Raw genomic sequence first — 17,444 nt, forward strand, 5'->3', positions numbered from 1 at the left:
GGTACGCGTGCGGTAGCTGCGGTGTGGCGGTGCGCTCGCCGGGCGGCGTTGCCTGGTGGGTGCTTCTGGCGCCGGGTGGTCGCTGGGGTGGGCTCGCGCTGGCGGTGGTGCGCGCGGCGGGCGGCGTTGCCTGGTGGGTGCTTCTGGCGCCGGGTGGTCGCTGGGGTGGGCTCGCGCTGGCGGTGGTGCGCGGGCGGCTCTTCGAGCTGGTGTCCTGAGGGGCGCGTGCGGTAGCTGCGGTGTGGTGGTGTGCGCGGCGGGCGGCGCTCCGTGGTGGTGCTTCTGGCGCCGGGTGGTCGCTGGGGTGGGCTCGCGCTGGCGGTGGTGGGCGGGCGGCTCTTCGAGCTGGTGTCCTGAGGGGCGCGTGCGGTGGGCGCCGGGTGGTGGTGTGCGCGGCGGGCGGCGCTCCGTGGTGGTGCTTCTGGCGCCGGGTGGTCGCTGGGGTGGGCTCGCGCTGGCGGTGGTGGGCGGGCGGCTCTTCGAGCTGGTGTCCTGAGGGGCGCGTGCGGTGGGCGCCGCGTGGCGGTGCGCTCGCCAGCGGCGCTGTGTGGCGCCTCCCGCGCCGTGCTGCGCCGCCGCTGAGCGGCCCCTGGCACCGGCGCCCTGAGCGGCCTTTGGCACGCTGGTGCCATGACGGTTATCGCGGTTCTCGGGGCGGGGAAGATCGGTGAGGCGCTGCTGGCGGGCCTGCTGCAGGGCGGTCGCAGCGCGGAGGAGTTGCTGTTCACCGAACGCCACCCGGAGCGCGCCGCCGAGCTGACCGCCCGCTACGGCATCGCCGGGGTCGAGGTCACCGAGGCCGCCAAGCGCGCCGACGTGCTCGTCGTCGCCGTGAAGCCGCAGGACATCGAGCCCGTCCTGACCGAGCTGGCGCCGCTCGTCGGGCCGAACTCGCTGGTCGTGTCGCTGTGCGCGGGCCTGCCCACCAGCCTCTACGAGCGCCGGCTGCCGGACGGCGTGCCGGTCGTGCGGGTCATGCCGAACACCCCGATGGTCGTCGGCGAGGCGATGAGCGCCGTGTCGCCCGGCAAGCACGCCACCCCCGAGCACGTCGCGCTGGTGACGGAGATGCTCGCCACCGTCGGCCAGGTCGTCGAGGTCCCCGAAGCGCAGCAGGACGCCGTCACCGCGCTGTCCGGATCCGGCCCCGCCTACTTCTTCTACCTGGTCGAGGCCATGATCGACGCCGGCATCCTGCTCGGCCTGCCCCGCGCGGTGGCGGAGAAGCTGATCATCCAGTCCGCCGTGGGCGCCGCGAAGATGCTCGCCGAGACCGACGAGCACCCGGTGATCCTGCGGGAGGCCGTCACGTCCCCGGCCGGCACCACCATCAACGCGATCCGCGAACTGGAGAAGCACGGCGTCCGCGCCGCGCTGCTGGCCGCCATCGAAGCGGCGCGGGACCGGTCCGTGGAACTCGGCAAAGCCCACGAATGAGCCCCGCGCACCGGCCCTGACTAGGCCGAACGGGCGCCGCCGACCGGGCTCTTTCGCGGGAAAGTACCCGCCGGGCGTCGCATTGGCCCCAGGTGTCCCGCTACCCTCAAGGGTGAAGCACGTGCGTGTCGGTACCGCCCGGTGGGGAAGCCGAGCGGCACGACACGTGTCGAAGGGCACGGTGACGTATGCCGTCGAACAACAAGGACGTGCCCGCTGTCGGGCAGGTCCAGTTCCTGACGGTCGCCGAGGTGGCCGCGCTGATGCGCGTCTCCAAGATGACCGTCTACCGGCTCGTGCACTCGGGCGAGCTACCGGCCGTTCGCGTCGGCAAGTCGTTCCGGGTGCCCGAGAAGGCCGTCCACCAGTATTTGGAGAACGCCTACTTCGATGTGGGTTAGGCCGGGGGCCCGCGCCGCGGCGCGGGCCCGCCCGGTAACCTTAAGGGCCGCTCGTGCCTGTAGCGCTTCAACTCTTTGGACGTTGCGCTGGGCAGCGTGTGAAGCAGACGAAACGTGAAGGAGCACCCGTGGGCTCGGTGATCAAAAAGCGCCGCAAGCGCATGTCCAAGAAGAAGCACCGCAAGCTGCTGCGCCGGACGCGGATGCAGCGTCGCAAGCAGGGCAAGTAAGCCCTGCGCGAACGCCTCTTCACGCGGCCCGTCCAGATCCTGGACGGGCCGCGCGCTTTTTCCGCGGCGATCAGTGACCAAAGTCCCTGACCTGGGTTAACAGCGTGTTAGGCCTCCTGACTCCGGCCGAGGTCCGGGGTAGCATCGGCCACTGCCGCGAACACCACATCCACACCCTTGTCAGGGGGTTTCATGGCGTCCAACGTCGTGCTGGTCACCGGGGTCGGCGGCGAACTCGGAGGCAGGCTGCTGGTACGGCTGGGCAACAACCCGGACCTCGAGCGGGTCATCGGCGTCGACACCGCGCCACCGCCCAGGACGGTCCTCCGACGCCTGGGCCACGCCGAGTTCGTGCGGGCCGACATCCGCAACCCGCTGATCGCCAAGGTCATCGACTCCGCCGGCGTCGACACGGTCGTGCACTGCTCGACCACCGTGCACCCGGCCGGCCCCGCCCGCCGCACGGCGATCAAGGAAGTCAACGTCATCGGCACCATGCGCCTGCTCGCCGCCTGCCAGCGCTCGCCCCGGGTGCGCAAGCTCGTCGTGAAGTCCACCGCCGCGGTCTACGGCGCGGGGGCGCGCTCGCCCGCCGTCTTCACCGAGGACTCCGAGCTGATCCCGGCCTCGTCCAGCGGCTACGCCAAGGACGCCGTCGAGATGGAGGGCTACGTGCGCGGCCTGGCCCGCCGCAGGCCCGACCTCACCATCACCACCACCCGGTTCACCAACGTCATCGGGCCGGACGTGGACACCGTGCTGGCCCGCTACTTCGCGCTCCCGGTCGTGCCGACGGTGCTCGGCTTCGACGCGCGGCTGCAGCTGCTCCACTCGTCGGACGCGCTGGCGATCCTGGAGAAGGCGACCCTGGAGGACAAGCCGGGCGTGTTCAACGCCGGCGGGGACGGGGTACTCACCTTGTCGCAAGCGATCCGGCGAGCGGGCCGGGTCGAGCTGCCGGTGCCGCGGACCATGATCGGCACGGTGGGCAGCATGTTGCGTGGCGCGAGGGTCGACTTCTCGCCGGACCAGGTGCGCCTGCTGAACTACGGGCGGGTCGTCGACACCACCCGGCTGGTCGCGGTCTTCGGGTACCGGCCGCGGTGGTCCAGCGAGGCGGCCTTCGACGACTACGTCACCGGGCGCGGGTTGCGGCCCGTGCTGGATGGTGAGCAGCTGGCCGGAGCGGTCGGCAAGGTGCTGGCGGCAGTCCGATGACCAGAGAGAGGAAAGCGGGGCAAGGCAAGTGACGACCAGCGCGGAAGCTCAGGTCATCCCCCTGCACGCACCCGGGCGCGAGAAGCCGGCGGACGTCCCGCCGCGCGCCGGGGAACCCCCCGCCGACGCGCCCGTCGTGGCGTTCCCGGCGAAGAGCGCGGCGGCCGCGGAAGCGCCGGCCCCGGAACCGGACGCGCTGAGCCGGCTCCTGGAGTTCGTGCGGCACCGGCTGACCGGCGACTACGACGTCGACGAGTTCGGGTTCGACCCGGAGCTGACCGACACGCTGGTGCTGCCGCCGTTCCGGCTGCTGTACGAGAAGTACTTCCGGGTGACCACGCACGGCGCGGAGAACCTGCCCGCCGAGGGCGGCGGGCTCATCGTGTGCAACCACTCCGGGACGCTGCCGCTGGACGCGGTGATGACGGCGGTCGCCGTGCACGACGAAACGCCCGGCCACCGGCACCTGCGCATGCTCGGCGCGGACCTGGTGTTCAAGACGCCGCTGCTCGGGGCGCTGGCGCGCAAGACCGGCCAGACGCTGGCGTGCGCGGCCGACGCCGAGCGGCTGCTGTGCTCGGGCGAGCTGGCGGGGGTGTGGCCGGAGGGCTACAAGGGCATCGGCAAGCCGTTCTCGGCGCGGTACCGGCTGCAGCGGTTCGGGCGGGGCGGGTTCGTGTCGGCGGCGCTGCGGACGCGGGTGCCGATCATCCCGTGCTCGATCGTGGGCGCGGAGGAGATCTACCCGAAGATCGGCGACCTGAAGCCGCTGGCGCGGTTGCTGGGGTTGCCGTACTTCCCGGTGACGCCGTTCTTCCCGCTGCTGGGGCCGCTGGGCGCGATCCCGCTGCCGACGAAGTGGCACATCGAGTTCGGGGAGCCGATCCCGACGGATTCCTACGCCGAGGAGGACCTCGACGACCCGATGCTGGTGTTCTCGCTGACCGACCAGGTGCGCGAGTCCATCCAGACGACCCTGTACCGGCGGCTCGCGCACCGGCGCAGCCCGTTCCAGGACTGAGCGGTCCCGTGCCATCCTGGGTGGCATGGGGTTGATCACGCGGATCGCGTACTCGGTGGGCCGTGTCGTGGGCGGGGTGCTGAAACTGGCGAACGCGATCACCGGCATCCCGGCCGGCGAATCGACGCAGAACCGGCGCAACGAGCGGGGCCGGCGCCGGTAGGGCCTCCCGGCCGCCACGGCGCGGGCAGGCCTTGCGAGCGGGGGCGCGGTCGCCGACGCCGCTACGGCGCCAGCTTGGCGTCGACGGCGCGGGCCGGCCTTGGCAGCGGTAACCGGGGTGCGGTTAGCGGCGTTGGTAGGTCATCCCGGTCGCCACGGTGGCTGCACGGTGCGGGTAGGCCTTGCGAGCGGGAGCCGGGGGCGCGGTCAGCGGCGCCGGTAGGGCGGTAGCGGCGGGCGAGTCCCGCGTTCGGGTGGGCGAGAACGCCCCGCTCGGTTGGGCAATGCGCGGAGGGGGCAGCACGCCGCCGGAAGCGGCCAACCCGCGCCGGGGAACAACACCTGCCCTGGGAGGGCACGCGGTCCGGAGCGCGGTCAGCGGCGTCGGTAGGGCATTCCGGCGGCCACGGTGCCCGCACGGGGGTGCGAGTAGACCTCGCGAGCGGTAGCCGGGGGTGCGGTTACCGGCGCTGGTAGGTCATCCCGGTCGCCACCGTGCCGCACGGCGCGGGTAGGTCTTACGCGCGGTAGCCGGGAGCGCGGTCAGCGGTGGGCGAATCCCGCGGTCGCGCGGGCGAGTTCCACGGTTGGGCGGGCGGGAATGCGCCGCTCGGATGGGCGGAGGGGCAGCACGCCGCCGGGTGGCGATCGCGTCTTGGCGGCGTTGCCGCCGTGGCCATCGCGTCGCCGGAAGCGGCCAACCCGCGCCGGGGAACAACACCTGCCCTGGGAGGGCACGCGGTCCGGAGCGCGGTCAGCGGCGTCGGTAGGGCATTCCGGCGGCTACGGCGCCCGCACGGGGGTGCGGGTAGGCCTTGGCAGCGGTAGCCGGGGGTGCGGTTACCGGCGCTGGTAGGTCATCCCGGTCGCCACCGTGCCGCACGGCGCGGGTAGGCCTCGCGCGCGCCAGCCGGGAGCGCGGTCAGCGGCGCCGGTACGCCATCCCGGTCGCCACCGTGCCGCACGGCGCGGGTAGGCCTCGCGCGCGCCAGCCGGGAGCGCGGTCAGCGGCGCCGGTACGCCATCCCGGCCGCTACCGCTCCCGCCAGTGCGCCCGCGCCCAGCACCGACGGCACCCCGATCTTCGCTGCCTTCCGGCCCGTCCGGAAGTCGCGGATTTCCCAGCCGCGGGCGCGCGCCACCTCGCGCAGGCCGGCGTCCGGGTTCACCGCCACCGCCGTGCCGCACACCGACAGCATCGGGATGTCGTTCGACGAGTCCGAGTACGCCGTGCACCGCCGGAGGTTCAGGCCCTCCCGGGCGGCCAGCGCGCGCACCGCGTGGGCCTTCGCCCTGCCGTGCAGCAGGTCGCCGACCAGACGACCCGTGTACACCCCGTCCACGTGCTCGGCCACCGTGCCCAGCGCGCCGGTGAGCCCCAGCCGCCGGGAGATGATCGCCGCCAGCTCGACCGGCGTCGCCGTCACCAGCCACACCCGCTGGCCCGCGTTGAGGTGCATCTCGGCCAGCGCGCGGGTGCCCGACCAGATCTTGTCGGCCATCAGCTCGTCGTAGATCTCCTCGCCGACCTGGTTCATCTCGGCGACCGTCTTGCCCGCGACGAACGACAGCGCCTGCTCGCGGCTGGACTGCACCCCGCTGTGCGACTCGCGCCCGCCGACCCGGAACTTGATCTGCTGCCACGCGAACCCGGCCAGGTCCGACGTCGTGAAGTACTTGCGCGCGGCCAGCCCGCGGGCGAAGTGGAAGATCGACGCGCCCATCATCATCGTGTTGTCCACGTCGAAGAACGCGGCGGCGGTCAGGTCCGGCGGCGCCGGGGGCACGTCGGCCTGGGCCTCCATGGCCACGGCGGCGTCGGCCGACGCCTCGCCGGCCATCTCGGCGAGCCGCTCGCGCTCCGGGCCGTCACCCCTGCTACGCCACACGCACACCGCCTCCTGCGCTTGTCCCTGGGGTCAGCGTAGCGAGCACGTCACGCATCCGGATCAGGCGATCCCTCCACACCGGGCACCGGTGTGCTTCGATCGGGACACTCATCGCACGCCGGGGGAAACACCATGTCGACAGCGTTGCTGGGGCTGCTCAGCCTGCCCGTCTACCTGCTCATGCTGTGGCCGCTCGTGGTCGCCTCGCGGCGGGTGCTCGGCGTGCGCATCGGCACGTTCCGGGCGCTGCTCGGCGCCGCCGCCGGGTGGACCGTCGCGGGTGGACTGGCGGGCCGGATCGGGGTGCTGACGCGCGATTCCGCCGGCGCGTACCTCGGCTTCATCCTGCCGCTCGCCGGATGCGCGTTCCTGGCGACGCTGATCTTCCTGTTCCTCGCCGAGATGGCCGTCCCCAGCGGCGGCGGGCTCGGGCTGCTCGGCCGGGTCCGGTCGCTGCGCGCGCGGTTCGCCCGGGCCCGCCGGTACTCGCAGATCACGCGGATCGCCGTGCGGCACGGCATCGGGCCCTACCTCACCGGCCGCCGCGTCACCGACTCCGGCCGGCACGCCACCCTGGCCCGCTCGCTGCGGCGCGCACTGGAGGACGGTGGCGCGACCTTCGTGAAGCTCGGCCAGGTCCTCTCCACCCGGCCGGACGTGCTGCCGCCGGTGTTCGTCGACGAGCTGAGCCTGCTGCAGGACCGCGTCGCGCCGGTGCCGTTCGCCGACGTCGAGCGCGAACTGGAGGCCGAGCTGGGCCGCCCGCGCGCCGAGGTGTTCGCCGAGTTCGACCCCGAACCGCTCGGCGCCGCGTCGATCGCCCAGGTCTACCGGGCCCGGCTGCACAGCGGTGAGGACGTCGTCGTCAAGGTGCGGCGGCCGGGCATCGACCGGATCGTCGAGCGCGACCTCGACATCGTCTTCCGCGTCGCGCGCTCGCTGGAACTGCGGGCGGCCTGGGCGCGCTCGCTCGGCGTGCTCGACCTCGCCGAAGGCTTCCGCGCCGCGCTCACCGAGGAGCTGGACTTCCGCGTCGAGGCCCGCAACCTCACCGCGGTCGCCGCCGCCGAGAACGGCTCGGCCGTCGCCTTGCCGTCCGTGCACGCCGACCTGTCCGGTGAGCGCGTGCTGGTCATGCGGCGCCTGCACGGCGTGCCGGTGCGCGAGGGCATCGCCGAGGTGCCGGCGGAACGGCGCGCGGTCCTGGCCCGCGGGCTGCTGGACTCGCTGCTCCGGCAGGTCCTGCTGCACGGGGTCTTCCACGCCGATCCGCACCCGGGCAACGTCCTCCTGCTCACCGACGGCACCCTCGGGCTGCTCGACTTCGGCTCGGTCGGCCGCCTCGACTCGTCCCTGCGCGGTGGGCTGGCGAACCTGTTCGCCGCCGTCGACCGCGGCGATCCGGAGGGGCTGCGGGACGGTCTGCTGGAGATCGTGGACCGGCCGGACGAGATCGACGAGCAGCGCCTGGCGCGGGCCCTGGGCGCGTTGATGGCGAAGCACCTGTCGCACGGCCGGTCGCCGGACGTGGACATGTTCACCGACCTGTTCCGGATCATCGCCGAGTTCCGGTTGTCGATCCCGCCGGCGATCGCGGCGGTGTTCCGGGCGCTGGCGACGATGGAGGGCACGCTCGGGCTGCTGTCGCCGGGCTTCGACATCCTCGGCGCGTCCCGGTCGTTCGCCGGCTCGCTGGTCGGGGAGCGGCTGCAGCCGGGCTCGCTGCGCGGCGCGGTGACCGACGAGCTGGTCGCGCTGCTGCCGGTGCTGCGCCGCCTGCCCCGCCGCGTGGACCGGTTGACGTCGGCGCTGGAGCAGGGCCGGCTGACGGTGAACGTGCGCACCTTCGCCGACGAGCGCGACCGGGCGGTGGTGTTCGGCATGCTGCACGAGCTGCTGCTGGCCCTGACCGGCGCGGCGACCGGTCTGATGGCGGTCCTGCTGCTCGCTAGCACCGGCGGGCCGCGGGTGCTGCCCGAGCTGACGCTGAACCACGTGTTCGGCTACAACCTGCTGGTGGTCAGCGCGCTGCTGGGGCTGCGGCTGCTGTTCGTGGTGTTCCGGGCGCAGCGGCGCGGAACCGGGTAACGTGGGCGGCGGTGGCGCGCCACCCCGGACGAGAACGTCGTACCCGGCAGGACAAGACGACGTGGCAGGTTGTCGGTTCTGTTCGGAGGTTTTTCCGTCATGGCGTGGATCGTTCTCGTCGTCTCCGGTCTGCTCGAGACCGTGTGGGCCGCCGCCCTCAACGCCGCTCGCGGCTTCACCCGTCTCGTGCCCAGCGTGGTGTTCGTCGTCGCGCTCGTCGCCAGCATGGCCGGGCTCTCCTACGCGATGCGGTCGATCCCCATCGGCACCGGTTACGCGATCTGGGTGGGCATCGGTGCGATCGGCACCGCCGTCTACGGCATGGTCGCGCTCGGCGACGCCGTGACCGCGGCGCGGCTGGTGTGCCTGGCGCTCATCGTCGCCGGGGTGCTGGGCCTGAAGCTCCTGCACTGATGCCCGCCGCGCGCGGCCCGGCGGTGCGTCCGCACCCAGGAACATCCCGGTCAGCCCGGTGAAGTGCACCAGCGCACCCAGCACGAGGCCGGCCGCCGCGGTGCACGCGGCCGCCGCCCACGCGCCGCCGCTCGCTTGGACGACGGCGAGCCCGCACGGCGGCCCGAGGACCAGGCAGGCGAAGGCGAACAGCGTGGCGGTGCTGCGGCCGCTCAGCCGATCCCGAGTCCCGGCAGGCCGGGGATCAGCGGCGGGATCGAGATCAACGGCGGTGGCGTCGTGGTCGACGGCACCGGCAGCCGGGTGCTGGTCGGCGCGCTGATCGGCGGCGGCAGGACCGGGGGCGCCTGACCGCTGCTCGGCCGCGGCAGGGGACCCGTCGCCGTGGGCACGACCGGTGCGCTCGTCCCGGGCGCGGTCGGCGTCGTCGCGATCTCGACCGGCGGCGGGGACACCGTGCTCACCGGCGGCAGCGGCACCGCGGTCGGGATGCCGAGCAGCGCGTCCGGCGGGACCGCGCACTCGCCGGACGCCGGGACCGCGCCCAGGTCGTCGGCCTCGCCGGTGGTGATGCGGTAGCAGGACAGCCGCCCGGCCAGCGCCACCGCCCGCGCGTCGATGCGGTTGAGCAGCGCCCCGGCCTGCGTGAACCCGTTGCGCGCGTCGTCGGGCACCGCGAGGCCGCCGAGCTTGCCGGCCTGCTCGCGCGCCCACGTCCGCAGCTGCTCCAGCCGGGCCGTGTCGCCCTGCACGCCGAGCACCGTGAGCCGCGCGGTCCCGGCCGTCGCCTCCGCGGCGAATGCCGACAACGTTGTCAGAAAAGCGTCGGCGCCGGGGGAGGGCATCGCGGCGAGCTCGTCGAGCCGGTTCGCCGCGAACTGCAGGTGCTTCGACCCGCGCGCGGCCTCGTCGAAGGTGAGCTGCAGCTGGGCGTCCTCGCTCGCCAGCTTCATGCCGTAGAGCGGGTCACCGGGCAGCGAGCCGCGGGAGAGCAGCAGGCCGACCCCGGCGACGAAGACGATCAGCGCGGCCGCGGCGGCCAGGACGGTCGCCAGCACGCGCCGCCGCCGGCTGGGCTCCGCCTCCAGCTTCCGCGAGATGTCGGCGCGGATGCGGGCCCTGGTGTGCTCGTCCGGTTCGACGGCGCGCCCCAGTGCGCGAAGGCCGGAGATGACCTCCAGCTCACGCGCCGTCCACCGGTGTTCGTCCACACCACCTGCAACGACGCAAACCGTCCGGTTGTTACGCGGTCAGCGCCACCCGTCCGGCAGGAGCTGCGCGAGCTTGCGCACCGCGCGGTGCTGCAACGCCTTGATGGCGCCCTCGTTGCGCTTCATGATCCGCGCGGTCTCGGCCAGCGACAGGCCCTGGATGAACCGCAGCACGATGCATTCCCGCTGGTCGTCGCCCAGGCCGGCGATCGCGGACAGCAGGGCGTCGCGGGTCGCGCTGGTGACCGCCTGCTGCTCCGGGCCCGCGTCGGGACCCGAGGTCGCGGCGAACGGCGCCGAGCCCGAGTCGGCGACCTCGTCGGTGACCACCTCGAGCTTGTACCGGCTGGACTTGAGGTGGTCGAGCACGATGTTGCGCGCGATGGTGACGAACCACGCGCCGACGTCGCGACCCTGGTAGCTGACCGACGAGATCCGGCGCAGCGCCCGCAGGAACGTCTCGCTCGTGATGTCCTCGGCCAGCTCGCGGTCGCTGAGGCGGAAGTACACGTAGCGGTAGACGACGTCGACGTACTGGTCGTAGAGCGCGCCGAAGGCGGCGGTGTCACCCTGCTGGGCGGCGCGGACCAGGGCCCACGGCCCCGCCTGCTCGTCCGGCACCTCGTCCACGCGGGTGACCGTGCCGACGTGCAGACCCGCTGGACGGGCGGCAAGCCAGTTCGTCACGGCGACTCCTTCGTCCGACCCGAGTGATCATCACCACTACGACGCGAGAAGCAGCATACGGGTAGTTACCCGGAAGTAGGTAGTGGCGGGGGTCTCGGAAGAGCGACGATCGCCGGGCTTCCCCGTGACGGGTGAGACGACGCCTGGTTGGTGCCACACTGACTCACATGAAAACGGGCAACATCGCCGACCTGCTCACCGGCGCCGCCGAGCAGTGGCCGGACGCCGTCGCGGTGATCGACACCGCGGCCGGTGTCAGCCTGACCTGGTCCGAGCTGGACGCGGCCGCGGGCGGGCTCGCGCAGCGGCTCACCGGCCAGGGCGTGCGGGCCGGTGACCGCGTCGCGATGCGGCTGCCCACCTCGGCGGACTTCGCCGTCGCCCTGTTCGGCGTCACCCGCTCCGGTGCGATCGCCGTGCCGGTCTCGCCGCTGGCTCCGCGCCCGGAGCTGGACACCGTGCTCGCGCACAGCGGCGCGCGCCTGGTGATCAGCCGGGACCCCGACGACGGCACGGACGAGGTGCCCGTGCTGCGGCCGGAAATCGGTCCCGGTGCGAATTTCCCCGCCCGCGGCGGTGGTGAGGACATCGCCGTGCTGTCCTACACCTCGGGCACCACCGGACCGCCGCGCGGCGTGATGCTGTCCCACCGCGCGCTGCTGGCCAACCTCGAACAACTGGGCCGCCTCGACCCGGCGCCGGTCGGGCACCCGGACCGGGTGCTGATCGCGATCCCGCTGTTCCACGTCTACGGCCTCGGCCCGGGCCTGCTGCTGAGCACCGCGGTGGGCGCGACGGCCGTGCTGGCCGAACGGTTCGACGCGCGGCAGGCGCTGCAGGCGTGCGTGGACCACCACGTGACCGTGATCGGCGGGGTGCCGGCGATGTACGCCGAGCTGGCCGCGTTGGAGCCGGAGGAGCTGGCCGCCGGCCTGGGCACGGTCCGCCTGCTCACCTCGGGCGCCGCGCCGCTGCACCCGAAGGTGCTGGCCGCGATCCGGGAGAAGACCGGGCTGGGCGTCTTCGAGGGCTACGGGCTGACCGAGACCGCGCCGGTGGTGACGTCGACGCTGGTCACCGGCTACCCGAAGCCGGGGTCGACCGGCCGTCCGCTGCCCGGCGTGGAGGTCCGGCTGGTCGGGCCGGACGGCTCGGGCGAGGCGGTGCCGCTCGACCCGGACGACCCGGACGACGTGTTCGCCGAGGACGGCGACGGCACCGGGCTGGTCGCGATCCGCGGCGCGAACCTGTTCTCCGGCTACTGGCCGGACGGGGCGCACGGGCCGGACGCGGACGGCTGGTTCCGCACCGGCGACGTCGGGTTCCTGGACAGCGACGGCGACCTGCACCTGGTGGACCGCGCCAACGACCTGATCATCGTCAACGGCTTCAACGTCTACCCGCACGAGGTCGAGGAGGTCATCGCGCGGCTGCCGGAGGTCGCCGAGTCGGCCGTGGTCGGGGTGCTCGACGAGCGCAGCGGCGAGGCGGTCAAGGCGGTCGTGGTGCCCGCGCCCGGCGCGTCGCTGTCCGAGCAGCAGGTCGTCGAGCACTGCGCCGCCCACCTGGCCGGGTACAAGGTGCCGCGCACGGTCGAGTTCGCCGAGCGGCTGCCGCATTCGGCGACCGGGAAGCTGCGCCGCGTCCAGCTGCGGGGATGATGGGCCCATGGCCCACGAAGTGACCGTGATGACCCGCCGGGGCTGCTCGTCGTGCGTCCAGGCGGAACGCGACGTCGAGCGGATCTGCGCCGAGCTGGGTGTGCCGTGGCGCGCCGAGGACGTCGACAGCGATCCGGAGTGGCAGGCCGAGTACGGCGACCGGGTGCCGGTGATCCTCGTCGACGGCGCCGAGCACGGCTACTGGAAGGTCGAGGAGGACCGCTTCCGCGCCGCGCTGGCGTGACCCGCACGGGTCAGACTGGTGGGGTGAGCACGCACCTCGAGCCGCCGCGGCTGTCCGCGCCCGTCGCCGGGCTGATCGGCGTGATCGCCCTGGTCGCCGCGCTCGGGACCGGGCACCTGGTGGCCGGGTTCGTCGGGGCGGGCGCTTCGCCGTTCTTCGCGGTCGGCAACGCGGCGATCGACGTGTCCCCGGGCTGGCTCAAGGACTTCGCGGTGCGAGCGTTCGGCACCGCGGACAAGGCCGTGCTGCTGACCGGCATGGCCGTGGTGGCGCTGGTGCTCGCGGTGGCCGCCGGGCTGGCCTCCCGCCGCCGGCCCGCGCCGGGGCTCGTGTTCGTGTCCGTGGTCGGCGTGCTCGGCGGTGCCGCCGTGTTCACCCGCCCCGACCTGGGGCAGATCGCGTTGCTCGCGCCGGTGGTCAGCCTGGTCGCCGGGCTCGCGGTGTTCGCGTGGCTGCACCGGACCGCGCTGGACGGGCAGTACTCGTCGGCGGCGCGGCGGAACTTCCTGCTCGCCGTGGCGGGCGCCGGTGCCGCCGGGGTCGCCGGACAGCTGGTCGGCGCGAGCAAGGACGCCGAGGGCTCCCGGGCGGCCGTCGGTCCGCTGATCCCGGCCCGGACCGCGCCACCGGTGCCCGCCGGCGCGGACTTCGCGAAGTTCGGCACGCCGCCGTTCCTCACGCCCAACGCGGACTTCTACCGGATCGACACCGCGCTCGTCGTCCCGCAGGTGCGCACCGAGGACTGGTCGCTGCGGATCCACGGCATGGTGGACCGCGAGACCACCTACTCCTGGTCCGGCATCCGGAACCGGCCGCTGGTCGAGCGGATCGTGACCCTGTGCTGCGTGTCCAACCCGGTCGGCGGGCCCTACATCTCCACCGCGCGGTTCGTCGGCGTCGACCTCGCCGAGCTGCTGGCCGAGGCCGGGGTCGCACCCGGCGCCGAGCAGGTGTTCTCCACCAGCGCCGACGGCTGGACCGCGGGCACGCCGGTGGCCGCGATGGCCGATCCGTCGGTGGGCGCGATGCTGGCGATCGGTATGAACGGCGAGCCGCTGCCCGTCGAGCACGGCTTCCCGGCGCGGCTGGTCGTGCCCGGGCTCTACGGCTACGTCTCGGCGACGAAATGGGTCACCGACCTGGAGGTCACCACCTGGGACGCGCGCACGCCGTACTGGCTGCGGCGCGGCTGGGCGAAGCACGCGCCGATCAAGACCCAGTCGCGGATCGACGCGCCGCGCGGGCCGGTCACCGCCGGGCCGGTGCGGGTCGCCGGGATCGCGTGGGCCCAGCACACCGGCATCGACCGGGTCGAGGTGAGCGTGGACGACGGGCCGTGGGAGCCCGCGCAGCTGTCCACGGAGGTGACGGTGGACGCGTGGCGGATGTGGTGGGCGGACGTCGCCGCCGCGCGCGGCAACCACGTCGTGCGGGTGCGAGCAACGGACCGGAGCGGCTACACCCAGACCGATCAGCTCGCCGACGTCCTCCCCGACGGCGCCACCGGCTGGCACGCGATCACCTTCACCGCGCGCTAGGTGTGCTTTCGGTCATGCCGTTGACCAGCCACTTTGTGCCTGCGTTCACAAGTGGCTACCGTATTGCCGGTACCCCTCACGGCGGCCGTGCATCAAACCCGACTTCGCGGCCCGGGTCAAGAGGGAATTCGAAGCTCATCGAGGGCGTGGAACGAGGAGGCCGGCGTGGTGTCACAGCGTGGCCGGCGAAACGGTGCGGCCGTCGCCCGGAACCTGTCCACCCCGGACGCCGACAACGCCCCCACCGCGGAGATGCCCGCGGTCACCGAGAACGGCGCCGAGGAGGCCCGGGTCCGCGCGATCCCGGAGGCCGCCGTCGCCCGTCTCGCCGTCTACCTGCGCGTCCTGTCCGCGATGGCCGAGCAAGGCGCGACCACCGTGGCCAGCGAGGAGCTCGCCACCGCGGCCGGCGTGAACTCCGCCAAGCTGCGCAAGGACCTGTCCTACCTCGGCTCCTACGGCACCCGCGGCGTCGGCTACGAGGTGGCCGTCCTGGTCGCCCAGCTCGAACGCATATTGGGACTCACGCGACAGCACAAGGTCGCCGTCGTCGGAATCGGTAACCTCGGTCATGCGTTGGCCAATTACGGAGGCTTCCCCGGCCGGGGGTTCCCGGTCGAGGCGCTGTTCGACATCGACCCCGACCTGATCGGCGTGCCGGTCGGCGGGATCCCGGTGTCGCACCTCAACGACATCCCCGAGGTGTGCTCGGAGCGGGGGATCTCGATCGGCGTCATCGCGACGCCGCCGCCCGCCGCCCAGACGGTCGCCGACCGGCTGGTGCAGGGCGGGGTGCAGTGCATCCTGAACTTCGCGCCGGTGGTCCTCCAGGTACCCGACCACGTCGAGGTGCGCAAGGTCGACCTGGCCGTGGAGCTGCAGATCCTGTCGTTCCACGTCGCCCGGCGAGCGGAGAACGTGGGTAACGGAATGGTGGTGCGCTAAGTGAGTGTCCTGGCCGTCGGGCTGTCGTACCGCACTGCCGATCTCCGCACGCTGGAGAAGGTCGCGATCCCGGCGACGGAGCTGGACAAGGTCCTGCACGAGCTCCAGCAGTCGCCGCACGTGAACGAGGTCATGGTCGTCTCGACCTGCAACCGCATCGAGGTCTACTCGGTGGTCGAGGCGTTCCACGGCGGTCTCGCCGACATCTCCGAGGTGCTCGCCCGGCAGGCCGGCTGCGACGCCGCCGACCTCTACGACAACTTCTACGTGCACTACGCGGGCGCCGCGGTCGAGCACATCTTCTCCGTGGCCTCCGGCCTGGACTCGATGGTCGTCGGCGAGACCCAGATCCTCGGCCAGGTGCGCAACTACTACGCCGCCGCGCGCGAGGCCGGCACCGTCGGCCGCACCCTGCACGAGCTGATCCAGACCACGCTGCGCGTCGGCAAGCGCGTGCACTCCGAGACCGGGCTGGACCACCTCGGCGCGTCCGTGGTGTCCGAGGCCCTCGGCGAGGCGCCCGACCTGGCGGGCAAGCACGCGGTGATCGTCGGCGCCGGCTCGATGGGCGCGCTGTCCGCGAGCCAGCTGCGCAAGGGCGGCATCGGCCGGATCACGGTCGTCAACCGCACCCTGGCCAACGCCGAGCGGCTCGCGGCCAACGTCACCGAGCAGGGCGTGCCCGCCGTGGCCGCGGGCATGGACGAGCTGACCGCGCGCCTGGCCGACGCCGACGTCGTGGTCGCCTGCACCGGCGCCCAGGACGTCGTCATCACCCCCGCGCACCTGGCCGCGCGCGGCGACCGCCCGGTGGTCGTGTGCGACCTCGGCCTGCCGCGCGACGTCCACCCCGACGTGGACGCCCTGCCCGGCGTGCGCCTGGTCGACCTGGAGACCGTCCGCAGGCGGATGGACTCGCACGGTTCGGCAGGCAGCGCCAAGCAGATCGCCAAGGCCAACGGCATCGTGCTGGACGAGGTGCGCGAGTACCTCGCCGCGCAGCGCAGCGCCGCGGTCACCCCGACCGTCACCGCGCTGCGCAAGCGGGCCGCCGAGGTCGTCGACGCCGAGATGCTGCGGCTGGACAACCGGCTGCCCGGTCTCGACGCCGAGGTCCGCGACGAGTTCAACCGGACCGTGCGCCGGGTCGTGGACAAGCTGCTGCACGCGCCGACGGTGCGTGTGAAGCAGCTCGCCGCGGAAACCCAGGGCACGGACTACGCCAACGCGCTCCGGGAGCTGTTCGAGCTCGACCCGGCCTCGCCGGCCGTCGTGTCGAGCCCGACCACCGAGCGCCTGCCCAGGACAGACGGTGAAGGCAAGTGACGAGGACCATTCGGATCGGGACCCGGGGCAGTGCGCTCGCCCTGACGCAGACCGGCACGGTCGCCGACGCGCTGCGCAAGGCGGGGCAGGAGGTCGAGATCGTCAAGGTCTCCACACCCGGTGACCGCTCCAGCGCGCCGATCGCGGAGATCGGTGTCGGCGTGTTCACCTCCGCGCTGCGCGAGGCCCTGCTGAACAAGCAGGTCGACGTCGCGGTGCACTCGTACAAGGACCTGCCGACGGCGCCCGAGCGCGGCATCGTGCTGGCCGCCGTGCCGCCGCGGGAGGACCCGCGTGACGCGTTGATCGCGCGCGACGGGCTGACCCTGGGCGAGCTGCCCTCCGGCGCCCGGATCGGCACCGGCTCACCGCGCCGCACGGCGCAGCTGCGCGCGCTCGGCCTCGGCTTCGAGGTCGTGCCCATCCGGGGCAACATCGACACCCGGCTGAACAAGGTCTTCGACGGCGAGCTGGACGCCGTCGTGCTCGCCCGCGCCGGCCTGGTCCGCCTCGGCCGGGCCGACGTGATCACCGAGACCCTGGACCCGATCCAGATGCTGCCCGCGCCCGCCCAGGGCGCGCTGGCGGTGGAGTGCCGCGTCGACGACGTGGACATCGAACACCTTCTTCGGTCCATTGTGGACGACGAAGCGACACGGGCCGCGGTGACGGCGGAGCGGGCCATGCTGGCCGCGCTCGAAGCCGGCTGCAGCGCGCCCGTCGGCGCACTCGCCGAGGTTGTGGAGGATTACGAAGACACAGGCGCGGGCGACCGAGTGGTCGAACGCGTCTCGCTGCGCGGGGTCGCCGCCGCAGGCCTCGACGACGAGTCCGTGCAGCTGCTGCGGGCCTCGGCGGTCGCCGGCAAGAGCGAAGCGGAGCAACTCGGCCGTGACCTGGCCGCGGAGCTGCTCGACCTCGGAGCCGGCGCGCTGTCCGGCCCGGGCCGCGAATCACGGTAAACCAGTTCCT

The 17,444-nt window shown here is 73.2% G+C and carries 18 protein-coding genes and 1 riboswitch; of the genes, 15 read left to right on the top strand and 3 right to left on the bottom strand.

All coding sequences use genetic code 11. The features are described from left to right. The first annotated feature begins 23 nt into the window (after positions 1-23). The 7 genes from L1857_RS04765 to L1857_RS04795 all read left to right on the top strand — a co-directional run bounded on the left by L1857_RS04765 (position 24) and on the right by L1857_RS04795 (position 4,470). Positions 24-218 (top strand): hypothetical protein, encoded by a 195-nt coding sequence (locus L1857_RS04765; RefSeq protein WP_162831129.1) that lies wholly within the window; start codon positions 24-26, stop codon positions 216-218. Positions 219-630: 412 nt separating this feature from the next. After that, the gene (proC, locus tag L1857_RS04770; protein ID WP_116111614.1) at positions 631-1,437 is read left to right on the top strand and encodes a pyrroline-5-carboxylate reductase; all 807 of its coding nucleotides are present in this window, start codon (positions 631-633) and stop codon (positions 1,435-1,437) included. A 188-nt stretch (positions 1,438-1,625) separates the two neighbouring features. Beyond that, positions 1,626-1,838 (top strand): helix-turn-helix domain-containing protein, encoded by a 213-nt coding sequence (locus tag L1857_RS04775; RefSeq protein ID WP_094003711.1) that lies wholly within the window; start codon positions 1,626-1,628, stop codon positions 1,836-1,838. 128 nt (positions 1,839-1,966) lie between these two features. Beyond that, complete coding sequence (locus tag L1857_RS04780; protein WP_017986394.1) at positions 1,967-2,068, top strand: 30S ribosomal protein bS22; 102 nt, start codon at positions 1,967-1,969, stop codon at positions 2,066-2,068. A 192-nt stretch (positions 2,069-2,260) separates the two neighbouring features. Further along, the gene (locus tag L1857_RS04785; RefSeq protein ID WP_094003712.1) at positions 2,261-3,286 is read left to right on the top strand and encodes an NAD-dependent epimerase/dehydratase family protein; all 1,026 of its coding nucleotides are present in this window, start codon (positions 2,261-2,263) and stop codon (positions 3,284-3,286) included. Between the two features lie 28 nt (positions 3,287-3,314). Further along, positions 3,315-4,307: a lysophospholipid acyltransferase family protein gene (locus L1857_RS04790; RefSeq protein WP_249464529.1), complete on the top strand. Its 993-nt coding sequence runs from the start codon at positions 3,315-3,317 to the stop codon at positions 4,305-4,307. 25 nt (positions 4,308-4,332) lie between these two features. Beyond that, positions 4,333-4,470 (top strand): hypothetical protein, encoded by a 138-nt coding sequence (locus L1857_RS04795; protein WP_167481474.1) that lies wholly within the window; start codon positions 4,333-4,335, stop codon positions 4,468-4,470. A 1,003-nt stretch (positions 4,471-5,473) separates the two neighbouring features. On the opposite strand, the gene L1857_RS04800 is transcribed toward L1857_RS04795, so the two are convergent. Then, on the bottom strand, positions 5,474-6,310 hold the full coding sequence (locus L1857_RS04800) for an HAD family hydrolase (protein ID WP_229874567.1): 837 nt from the start codon (positions 6,308-6,310) through the stop codon (positions 5,474-5,476). 180 nt (positions 6,311-6,490) lie between these two features. On the opposite strand from L1857_RS04800, the gene L1857_RS04805 reads away from it, so the two are divergent. Together L1857_RS04805 and L1857_RS04810 are read left to right on the top strand one after the other, a co-directional pair. Continuing rightward, positions 6,491-8,446, top strand: coding sequence for an ABC1 kinase family protein (locus L1857_RS04805; protein ID WP_094003722.1), 1,956 nt, complete (start codon positions 6,491-6,493; stop codon positions 8,444-8,446). A 5-nt stretch (positions 8,447-8,451) separates the two neighbouring features. Further along, positions 8,452-8,512, top strand: a riboswitch (guanidine-III (ykkC-III) riboswitch). A gap of 33 nt (positions 8,513-8,545) precedes the next feature. Further along, positions 8,546-8,860, top strand: a complete 315-nt coding sequence (locus L1857_RS04810; RefSeq protein WP_094003723.1) for a DMT family transporter — start codon at positions 8,546-8,548, stop codon at positions 8,858-8,860. 212 nt (positions 8,861-9,072) lie between these two features. Here the strand turns inward: L1857_RS04810 and L1857_RS04815 are convergent, their stop codons facing one another. Further along, positions 9,073-10,071, bottom strand: coding sequence for a DUF5667 domain-containing protein (locus tag L1857_RS04815; RefSeq protein ID WP_249464532.1), 999 nt, complete (start codon positions 10,069-10,071; stop codon positions 9,073-9,075). Between the two features lie 39 nt (positions 10,072-10,110). Next, a complete protein-coding gene (locus tag L1857_RS04820; RefSeq protein WP_240323277.1) occupies positions 10,111-10,701 on the bottom strand; it encodes a sigma-70 family RNA polymerase sigma factor in 591 nt (196 codons plus the stop codon). A 224-nt stretch (positions 10,702-10,925) separates the two neighbouring features. On the opposite strand from L1857_RS04820, the gene L1857_RS04825 reads away from it, so the two are divergent. The 6 genes from L1857_RS04825 (at position 10,926) to hemC (ending at position 17,434) form a co-directional block, all read left to right on the top strand. Beyond that, positions 10,926-12,419: an AMP-binding protein gene (locus L1857_RS04825; RefSeq protein WP_094003726.1), complete on the top strand. Its 1,494-nt coding sequence runs from the start codon at positions 10,926-10,928 to the stop codon at positions 12,417-12,419. 7 nt (positions 12,420-12,426) lie between these two features. Then, the gene (locus L1857_RS04830) at positions 12,427-12,663 is read left to right on the top strand and encodes a glutaredoxin family protein (RefSeq protein WP_116111619.1); all 237 of its coding nucleotides are present in this window, start codon (positions 12,427-12,429) and stop codon (positions 12,661-12,663) included. 23 nt (positions 12,664-12,686) lie between these two features. Then, positions 12,687-14,201: a molybdopterin-dependent oxidoreductase gene (locus L1857_RS04835; RefSeq protein WP_249464535.1), complete on the top strand. Its 1,515-nt coding sequence runs from the start codon at positions 12,687-12,689 to the stop codon at positions 14,199-14,201. Between the two features lie 165 nt (positions 14,202-14,366). Further along, entirely contained in the window at positions 14,367-15,146 is a 780-nt protein-coding gene (locus L1857_RS04840) for a redox-sensing transcriptional repressor Rex (protein ID WP_094003729.1), read from the top strand. Next, positions 15,147-16,472, top strand: coding sequence for a glutamyl-tRNA reductase (locus tag L1857_RS04845; RefSeq protein WP_249464538.1), 1,326 nt, complete (start codon positions 15,147-15,149; stop codon positions 16,470-16,472). It begins immediately after the preceding gene. After that, positions 16,469-17,434 (top strand): hydroxymethylbilane synthase, encoded by a 966-nt coding sequence (gene hemC, locus L1857_RS04850; RefSeq protein WP_249464541.1) that lies wholly within the window; start codon positions 16,469-16,471, stop codon positions 17,432-17,434. The genes L1857_RS04845 and hemC overlap by 4 nt, the downstream gene beginning before the upstream one ends. Positions 17,435-17,444 lie beyond the last annotated feature (10 nt).

Source organism: Amycolatopsis thermalba, from assembly GCF_023376025.1.
In the GTDB taxonomy this organism is placed as follows: domain Bacteria; phylum Actinomycetota; class Actinomycetes; order Mycobacteriales; family Pseudonocardiaceae; genus Amycolatopsis_E; species Amycolatopsis_E thermalba.

What these genes read in the sequence shown, in the direction of transcription:
- proC (WP_116111614.1), top strand. Translation starts at nt 631, where the DNA reads ATGACGGTTATCGCGGTTCTCGGGGCGGGGAAGATCGGTGAGGCGCTG.
- L1857_RS04775 (WP_094003711.1), top strand. Translation starts at nt 1,626, where the DNA reads ATGCCGTCGAACAACAAGGACGTGCCCGCTGTCGGGCAGGTCCAGTTC.
- L1857_RS04785 (WP_094003712.1), top strand. Translation starts at nt 2,261, where the DNA reads ATGGCGTCCAACGTCGTGCTGGTCACCGGGGTCGGCGGCGAACTCGGA.
- L1857_RS04795 (WP_167481474.1), top strand. Translation starts at nt 4,333, where the DNA reads ATGGGGTTGATCACGCGGATCGCGTACTCGGTGGGCCGTGTCGTGGGC.
- L1857_RS04800 (WP_229874567.1), bottom strand. Translation starts at nt 6,310, where the DNA reads ATGGCCGGCGAGGCGTCGGCCGACGCCGCCGTGGCCATGGAGGCCCAG.
- L1857_RS04805 (WP_094003722.1), top strand. Translation starts at nt 6,491, where the DNA reads ATGTCGACAGCGTTGCTGGGGCTGCTCAGCCTGCCCGTCTACCTGCTC.
- L1857_RS04810 (WP_094003723.1), top strand. Translation starts at nt 8,546, where the DNA reads ATGGCGTGGATCGTTCTCGTCGTCTCCGGTCTGCTCGAGACCGTGTGG.
- L1857_RS04825 (WP_094003726.1), top strand. Translation starts at nt 10,926, where the DNA reads ATGAAAACGGGCAACATCGCCGACCTGCTCACCGGCGCCGCCGAGCAG.
- L1857_RS04830 (WP_116111619.1), top strand. Translation starts at nt 12,427, where the DNA reads ATGGCCCACGAAGTGACCGTGATGACCCGCCGGGGCTGCTCGTCGTGC.